Here is a 6905-nt window from a genome sequence, read left to right on the forward strand (position 1 = left end):
ATACACGCAAAAAGAAGGATCGGAAGCGTGGGATAGATCGCTAACCGGCACCTTTGCGGAAGCAACCACCATCACGGCGCAATACACCGCGCCTGGTGACGTCGTGGCGCAGAAACCCGGCGAAGCCAAACCGAACGTACCGGAAAACTACGTATCCGTTACCTTCAGTGCGGGCGAGAACGGAACGATTGCCGATGGTGAAACCATCACCTACTGGGTAAATCCCGAGCAAGAAGTCACCCTAACGGCCCCGGCGGTAACGGCGAATGCGGGATACACGCAAAAAGAAGGATCGGAAGCGTGGGATAAACCGCTAACCGGCACCTTTGCGGAAGCAACCACCATCACGGCGCAATATGACAAACTGCCCTTTGACAAAAACCAAATTGAAAAGATAACCATAACTGCGCAGCCTGAAAATCTGGCATACAAAGAAGGGGACAAACTCGACCTGAGTGGCCTCGTCGTCACCTTGACCGACGTTTACGGCAACCAACAGGAAGTTCCGTTTGCCGACTTTGCAGACTATGGCATAACGACCGATCCGAAAAACGGTACAGGTCTGAAGATGGAAAACAATCAGAAACCCGTCACGGTTTCTATCGGAAGCGGAGATACCCAAAAAGAAGCAACGACTGATCCGTTGAAGATTACTCCCGTCGACGCCCCGACAAAACCCGTCGTCGGCGACATCAAAGAAGGGGACAAAGCGGTCACTGTAACTGTACCGACGGACGGCGACAAGATCAACGTCACCTTGCCGGATGGCAGCACTGTAACCGCCACCAAAGACCCGGCCACGGGCGAATGGAAGACCGACGACGGAAAAGTTGTTCCGGAAGAAAACGGACAACTGCAAATCCCCGTCGATCCGGCGAAACTGACCGCAGACGGCGACGTCAAAGTCACCGTCACCGACAGCGCCACCGGCAAAACCTCGACGGCAAACACGAAAACCGTACAAAAGAGCGAAAAGCCGGATCCCGGCGTTTCGCAAACGCCCTCCGTGCGACCGATCGAAATCGGCGACACAGAAATTCGCGGAACCGGTGTACCCGGCGCAGAAATCCTCATAACCTTGCCCGACGGCCGTGCGGCACAAACCACAGTTCGTCCCGACGGCACTTGGTCCGTTCCCATCGATCCCGCGCGAGAAGGCGATGTTTTTGAAATCGTGCAAAGAGAAGCGGGCAAAGCATCGAGCGAAACACTCCGGCAAACGGCCGAAGGCAAAGCGACCGGTCGCCCCTGGCTTCCCGGCGGTTGGATTCCGGCGCCTCCTGCCCCCGGTAATGAAGAGAAGGTAGAGATTAAACATCACAACGCCTATATCTTCGGATATCCTGACGGCACCGTACAGCCCAACGGGAACGTAACGCGCGCCGAAGCGGCCGCCATGATCGCCCGACTCGAAGGGCTTTCCCTCGACGATACGACGAAACCTGCATTTGTCGATACACCCGGCGGATGGTACAACGGCGTTATAAACGCAGTTACAAAAGCCGGGTATATGAAGGGATATCCGGACGGCAGCTTCAACCCCGGCGGAAGAATCACCCGGGCGGAATTCGCGCAGATGATCAAAACCATCGATACGCCGAATGCCGCCAAAGCACCTTTCGAAGACGTGAAAGGGCACTGGGGCGAATCTGCCATCGATCAAGCCTACGGAAACCGTCGAATCGAAGGCTATCCCGATGGATCATTCCGGCCGAATGCAAACATTACGCGCGCAGAGGCCGCGAAAATCCTAAACGCCTTGTATAATCGCTGGGTAGACGACGTCGGATTGCATACGGAACTCGGCAATCCCTCGGCACTCCGTCGATTCGCCGACTTGGATCCCGACTTCTGGGGATACTATGAAATCGTCGAAGCGACCAACCCTCACGATTATCACAAAGCAAATGCCGCCAATGCGGAAATTTGGGTAGAAATCGAAAATTAACGCGTACAAAAAGAGATCTGCACAAGAATCGTGCAGATCTCTTTTTGTGTATCTTATAGCCGTATATCTTAGGCAAACACAAAAAAAACCCTTCATGCGAGGGAGTTTTGTGCGTATGGCTTACTTCAAATTCAGAACCTTGGTCCAATCTTCGTATTCTCTGCCGAGGGAATCTTTGTCCCCGCGACGGGTAAATTCGTGGGTATTGGAGGCTTCTACAATTTCGTAGTAGTACCATGCGTTTTTGTCCAAGTCGGTAAAGGCATGGAGTGCAGAGAGAATGTCTTGCGAAAGCCCCTTTTCGTCCGCTACGCGATTGTATTTTCTGTTGAGCATAGTGGCGGTTTCTGCGCGGGCTACATTGCCCTTGGGGAGTACCGTATCTTCGGGATAGGCGATTAGGTAAACGGTGTGGATCTTTACCTTTTTTCTTCATTTTCTTACCGGATTTCATGTAATCTTTTCTATGGACATGGTACTTTTACCTTTTAGAACACCTCTCGTAAGGATCTTTTGTATCTTCGAAATTGGCGATACTTTGAGACCGTAGATATGGCGATTATCGTCGTATACCAAAAAGATCGCCGAGTTCCAATTCTTAGTTAGAAGTTAGGATGCAATGCAGACAAAAAAGAGACCCGACGGGCGGATCTCTTACTATGGTTGCTCCCTACTTACCTTCCTTGCCTTCTTTGGTATAGCTTACGACTTTTGCCCCTCTGTGGCCGGCAATTTCTTTAGCGCGTGCCTCGGCATCTTTTTTGAGGTCGAAAAGGGAGTCGGCGCGTTTAGCACCTTCCGAGATGACTTCCCATTTTTCGTCGTCTTTGCGATAGCGTACGAGGACTTCTTTGACGTCTTTTTCGGGTTTGGCATCTGTGGCGGTCTTGTTTTGCTTTTCCATTTTGCCCTGATCCTGTGCCCATTTTTCTACCTGTGCAGTGCCGATGGGAATGGCTCTGTCTTCGGGCATGTGCTCATCTTCCATTAAGGCATTGATGATGTCAATGGCCTTGTTCCGAACCGCGGGATCGAGGTTCTTTAAGGACGGCGGATAGTCTTTTTTTGTATAGGGCATAGGCACCTCCTGCTTGCTATTTACCCCGATTGTATGAAAACTTACAGGACTTTTCCGAGAATGAACAAATATCGGGGGCGGTGGGGTAAAATCATAGGAAAGGAGGCAATATGAAGTTTACGGAATCTTTGCCCGCAATCGAAGCGTACAATGCGCTGCGCCTTTCGTCGGGGATCGGCAATGCGAAGGCGCCTGCGCAGGTGCGCCGTGCGCTTGCGGGTTCGCTGTATGTCATTAGCGGCTACGACGGCGAGAAGTTGGTGGCCATGGGACGGATTGTGGGCGACGGCGGCATTACCTACGGCATTGCCGATGTGATGGTGGACAGGGCGTACCAGGGAAAGGGGCTTGGCGAAGAGATTGTCTCTCGCATCGACGATTGGCTGGATGCCAACACGGAAGGGGAGTGTTTTATTATGCTGCTCGCCAATGCCGGGGCGGATCGGTTCTATGCGCGGCACGGGTTTCGCTATGTGGATCCTAAGATGGTGGGGATGCTCCGAACCTAGGCGTCCAATGGAAGGGGTAAATTCGTGGATGGAATCAATATGCAGCAGTTGTTGTGGCTGTTTTTCGCCTACTCGTTTTTGGGGTGGGCGATGGAAGTGGTGCTCAAGTATTTTCAATACGGAAGGTGGATCAATCGCGGCTTTTTAGTGGGCCCGTACTGTCCGATTTACGGCACCGGCGCCGTGATCGTCACGGTGGCGGGCGCGCTGCTGGAGCCGGTGGATGCGTCGTATGGCACGAGTTTTTTGCTGTCGTTTTTCCTCTGCGGGGCGCTGGAATATATGACGAGCTATGTGCTGGAGAAGCGCTTTTACGCTCGGTGGTGGGATTATAGCCAAAAGCCGATGAATCTGCACGGCAGGGTATGGATCGGCAATCTGATTCTATTCGGGATCGGGGGCGTTTGTATTGAAAAGGCGGCGAACCCCGTGCTCCTTCTGCTTTTTGCGCGTGGGGATAGGCGGCAGATGGCGCTTTTTCTCGGTGCGCTTGCGGCGCTGTTTTTGGCGGATGTGCTGGTGTCGTATTTTGTCATGCATCTCTTAAAGGAAGGGGTGGAGAAGAGTATGGCAGACAAAAGCGAAGAGATTGCGGCGGAAGTGCGGTATCTTTTGGAAAACCGATCCGCCCTGCATAAGCGCATCCTCGACGCCTATCCGGAACTTACGTTTCGAACGGATCGGGTAAAGGCGCGCATTGCGCGGATTCGAAAAGAGGGCGAGCACATTCGTCGGCTTGCCGAAGAAAAGGTGGAGGATCTCGAAGAACGTGCCCGGACGGGGCGGGAGATGGCGTCGAAAAATCTCGTCACCACCCGCGGCTTGCAGCGCGAGATTATTGAAAAGCAAGAGGCGCTGATCGATCTGTTGCGCACCGAAGATGGCGACAGAAAGGCGATCGAACAGTTAGAAGAAGCCATTTCGGCGGACAAAGCATTGTTGGAAAGCCGGGAATTTTATAAACGGCTGCCGTAAAGAGAGGAAGGTTATAATGAAAGAAAGATACAGAATCGAGCCCGCTTCGGGCAAGAAGATTCCCGTGCGTGCGGGCGATCGCATTGCGTCATCGACGAGGAGGGCGGTCAGGTGGCGGATTTTTTTGCCGTCATCGACGGGGACAGCGGCGAGTTTTTATCGCCCGGGGTGACGATGGATATTAACGAATCGCTTCACATCGGCGTGGGCGATACGCTCTATTCCAATCGCTATCGACCGCTTTTTGAGATCGGGCGCGACGACGTGGGCGAACACGACCTGTTGCACCCCTGTTGCAGTCCCGCCATGTACGACTTCTTCTACCACAATGGGGCGGGACATCCCAACTGTCTTGACAATATCAACGGCGCGTTGGGGACGGCCTTTCCCATTCTTCGCCCAGTCAATCTGTTTATGCATACGGCGGTGGCGGAAGACGGCAGTTTTTCGGTGTGCCGGCCGCCTTCGAAGGCGGGGGATGCGGTGGTGCTCAAGGCACTGGAGGATATGATCTTGGGTGTGGCGGCGTGCAGCGTCAGCGAGAGCGAATGCAATGCGGGGAAATGCACCGCCATTATCGTGGAGGTGGAGTGAGGAGGTTCTATGCGGATTCTGCTCTTGGAAGACGACGCGGTGATCGCCTTTTCGGTGCGTCGCTTTTTCGAAAACGCGGGTCATGCGGTCGATCGATTCGAGACCATGGCCGATTGCGCCGACGCGGACCCCGACGCTTATGACGTGGTGCTGTTGGATCTCAATCTGCCCGACGGTACGGGTTTCGAGTTTTTGGCATATCTCGACGCCATCGGTGCTACGGTGCCCGTATTGGTCTTGAGCGTGCGGGATCGGGAGGCGGATATTCTCGCGGCTTTCGACAAGGGGGCCGACGACTACATCACCAAGCCCTTTTCCCTGCCGGTGCTAGCGGCGCGGGTGCGCAATGTGTGTCACCGCGCGGGCGGTGCACCGACGGCGGTTGCGGCGGGCGGGCTTACGCTCTATCCGGAAAATAAGTCGGTGCGGATCGACGGGGAGAATGCGGCGTTGAATGCGGCGGAGTACGATTTGTTGGAAGCGCTGCTTCAAAATCGCGGAATCTGTATGCTGCGTTCGCGGCTGCTCGACGAGATCTGGCGCGAAAACCGCCGCCCCGTGAACGACAACACCCTGACGGTGACGGTCAAGCGGCTGCGGGAAAAGCTGGGCCATTACGGGCGCCATATACATACGGAACGCGGCTTGGGGTATCGCTGGGAGGACGAGGATGTGTAAATACAGAGCGGTCCTTTTGCCTGCGGCCCTCTTTTTTGCTTCGGCGGTGATTCTATGGGTAAGCCCTTATGCCGATGCGTATACCCTCGGCTATTTCTTTTTGCTCGCCGCGGCGACGGGTGTGCATTTGTACGTCCGGGAACGGAAAGAGAAGCGCAATTTTTCCGAGGATCTCGCCCGTTTTCGCAAGGGAATTCGCGCGGAGAAGCTCGATTCGTTACAATTCGACGATACGGTGTTTTTGTACCTCGTCGACGATGTGGAAAAGATCCTCGCCGAAAAGCAGCGCGCCTACGACCACGAAAAGGCGACGCGCGATCTGATTCGCCAAAATGCCGAGGACATTGCCCATCAGATCAAGACGCCGCTTGCGGGAATCGGCATGCTTTTGGACCTCGCCCGCACCGATCCCGCCAGGCGGGCGGAATATCTCGATATGGTGGAGCGGGAGATGGAGCGGCTGGGCGCGCTCTGCGATTTGCTCTTAAAACTCGCGCAGATCGACGCCGAGGCGGTGGTGCCCAAGCGGGAGCCGGTGTCGCTTCGGAGCTTGGTGCTCGACGGGGAAATGTATCTCGAGCCGCTGTTTTTGGAACGAAACATCCGCCTCGCCCTCTCCGATGGGGATGTGGTGGTACAGGGCGACCGGGTGTGGTTGTTTGAGGCGGTGGTGAATTTGCTGAAAAACGCCGCCGAAGTCTCGCCCGCCGGCGCCCAAGTCGGGGTAGAATTCGAGGACAACGAGATTTACCGGGGATTTTCCGTGTGCGACCGGGGAAAGGGCATCCCCCTCGAGAAGCGAAAGCGCATCTTCGAACGCTTTTACAAGGCGGATCCTCGGGGCGAGGGGTTTGGGATCGGGCTTTCGATGGTAAAGGCCGTGGCGGATTTGCACGACGCCGACGTCGTAGTGGAATCCTCCTGTGCCGGCAGTCGCTTTTCCGTTCGCTTTTACCGCTAGGGGGAGTGTTTTTGTGAAATTCTGTCTTTGTTCGCGCGACTGCTCCCTATTGTCATTCTGAGCGAGGGTAGCTGGTATAATGATTTTAGACACGGCCTTAGTTACCTCAGCAAAGGAGGAGACATATGTCGAAAGGAAGCAGAAGAGTTTTCACAAAAGAAT

8 protein-coding genes are annotated in these 6905 nt (G+C 54.6%); 6 read left to right on the forward strand and 2 right to left on the reverse strand.

Annotation, left to right across the window (positions count from 1 at the left end; translation table 11 throughout):
* Positions 1-1948, forward strand: a 1948-nt coding sequence (locus tag QO008_RS07965) for an S-layer homology domain-containing protein (RefSeq protein WP_307385571.1), incomplete at its 5' end; no start/stop codon positions are given.
* A gap of 120 nt (positions 1949-2068) precedes the next feature.
* On the opposite strand, the gene QO008_RS07970 is transcribed toward QO008_RS07965, so the two are convergent.
* Positions 2069-2284: a hypothetical protein gene (locus QO008_RS07970; RefSeq protein WP_307385573.1), complete on the reverse strand. Its 216-nt coding sequence runs from the start codon at positions 2282-2284 to the stop codon at positions 2069-2071.
* A gap of 334 nt (positions 2285-2618) precedes the next feature.
* Positions 2619-3026 carry a DUF2188 domain-containing protein gene (locus QO008_RS07975; protein ID WP_307385575.1) on the reverse strand — a complete coding sequence of 136 codons (408 nt, stop codon included), beginning with the start codon at positions 3024-3026 and terminating at the stop codon, positions 2619-2621.
* 110 nt (positions 3027-3136) lie between these two features.
* On the opposite strand from QO008_RS07975, the gene QO008_RS07980 reads away from it, so the two are divergent.
* The 5 genes from QO008_RS07980 (at position 3137) to QO008_RS08000 (ending at position 6743) form a co-directional block, all read left to right on the forward strand.
* Positions 3137-3535: a GNAT family N-acetyltransferase gene (locus QO008_RS07980; protein ID WP_307385577.1), complete on the forward strand. Its 399-nt coding sequence runs from the start codon at positions 3137-3139 to the stop codon at positions 3533-3535.
* A 24-nt stretch (positions 3536-3559) separates the two neighbouring features.
* On the forward strand, positions 3560-4510 hold the full coding sequence (locus QO008_RS07985) for a putative ABC transporter permease (RefSeq protein ID WP_307385579.1): 951 nt from the start codon (positions 3560-3562) through the stop codon (positions 4508-4510).
* 90 nt (positions 4511-4600) lie between these two features.
* The gene (locus QO008_RS07990) at positions 4601-5104 is read left to right on the forward strand and encodes an urea carboxylase-associated family protein (RefSeq protein WP_307385585.1); all 504 of its coding nucleotides are present in this window, start codon (positions 4601-4603) and stop codon (positions 5102-5104) included.
* 9 nt (positions 5105-5113) lie between these two features.
* Positions 5114-5782 carry a response regulator transcription factor gene (locus QO008_RS07995; protein ID WP_307385581.1) on the forward strand — a complete coding sequence of 223 codons (669 nt, stop codon included), beginning with the start codon at positions 5114-5116 and terminating at the stop codon, positions 5780-5782.
* A complete protein-coding gene (locus QO008_RS08000) occupies positions 5775-6743 on the forward strand; it encodes a sensor histidine kinase (RefSeq protein ID WP_307385583.1) in 969 nt (322 codons plus the stop codon). The genes QO008_RS07995 and QO008_RS08000 overlap by 8 nt, the downstream gene beginning before the upstream one ends.
* The last annotated feature ends 162 nt before the right edge of the window (positions 6744-6905 follow it).

It is taken from the genome of Aedoeadaptatus ivorii, from assembly GCF_030815095.1.
Classification (GTDB): Bacteria; Bacillota; Clostridia; order Tissierellales; family Peptoniphilaceae; genus Aedoeadaptatus; species Aedoeadaptatus ivorii.

Coding starts and splice junctions, on each gene's coding strand:
- QO008_RS07975 (WP_307385575.1), bottom strand. CDS start 3,026: ATGCCCTATACAAAAAAAGACTATCCGCCGTCCTTAAAGAACCTCGAT.
- QO008_RS07970 (WP_307385573.1), bottom strand. CDS start 2,284: ATGCTCAACAGAAAATACAATCGCGTAGCGGACGAAAAGGGGCTTTCG.
- QO008_RS07995 (WP_307385581.1), top strand. CDS start 5,114: ATGCGGATTCTGCTCTTGGAAGACGACGCGGTGATCGCCTTTTCGGTG.
- QO008_RS07980 (WP_307385577.1), top strand. CDS start 3,137: ATGAAGTTTACGGAATCTTTGCCCGCAATCGAAGCGTACAATGCGCTG.
- QO008_RS08000 (WP_307385583.1), top strand. CDS start 5,775: ATGTGTAAATACAGAGCGGTCCTTTTGCCTGCGGCCCTCTTTTTTGCT.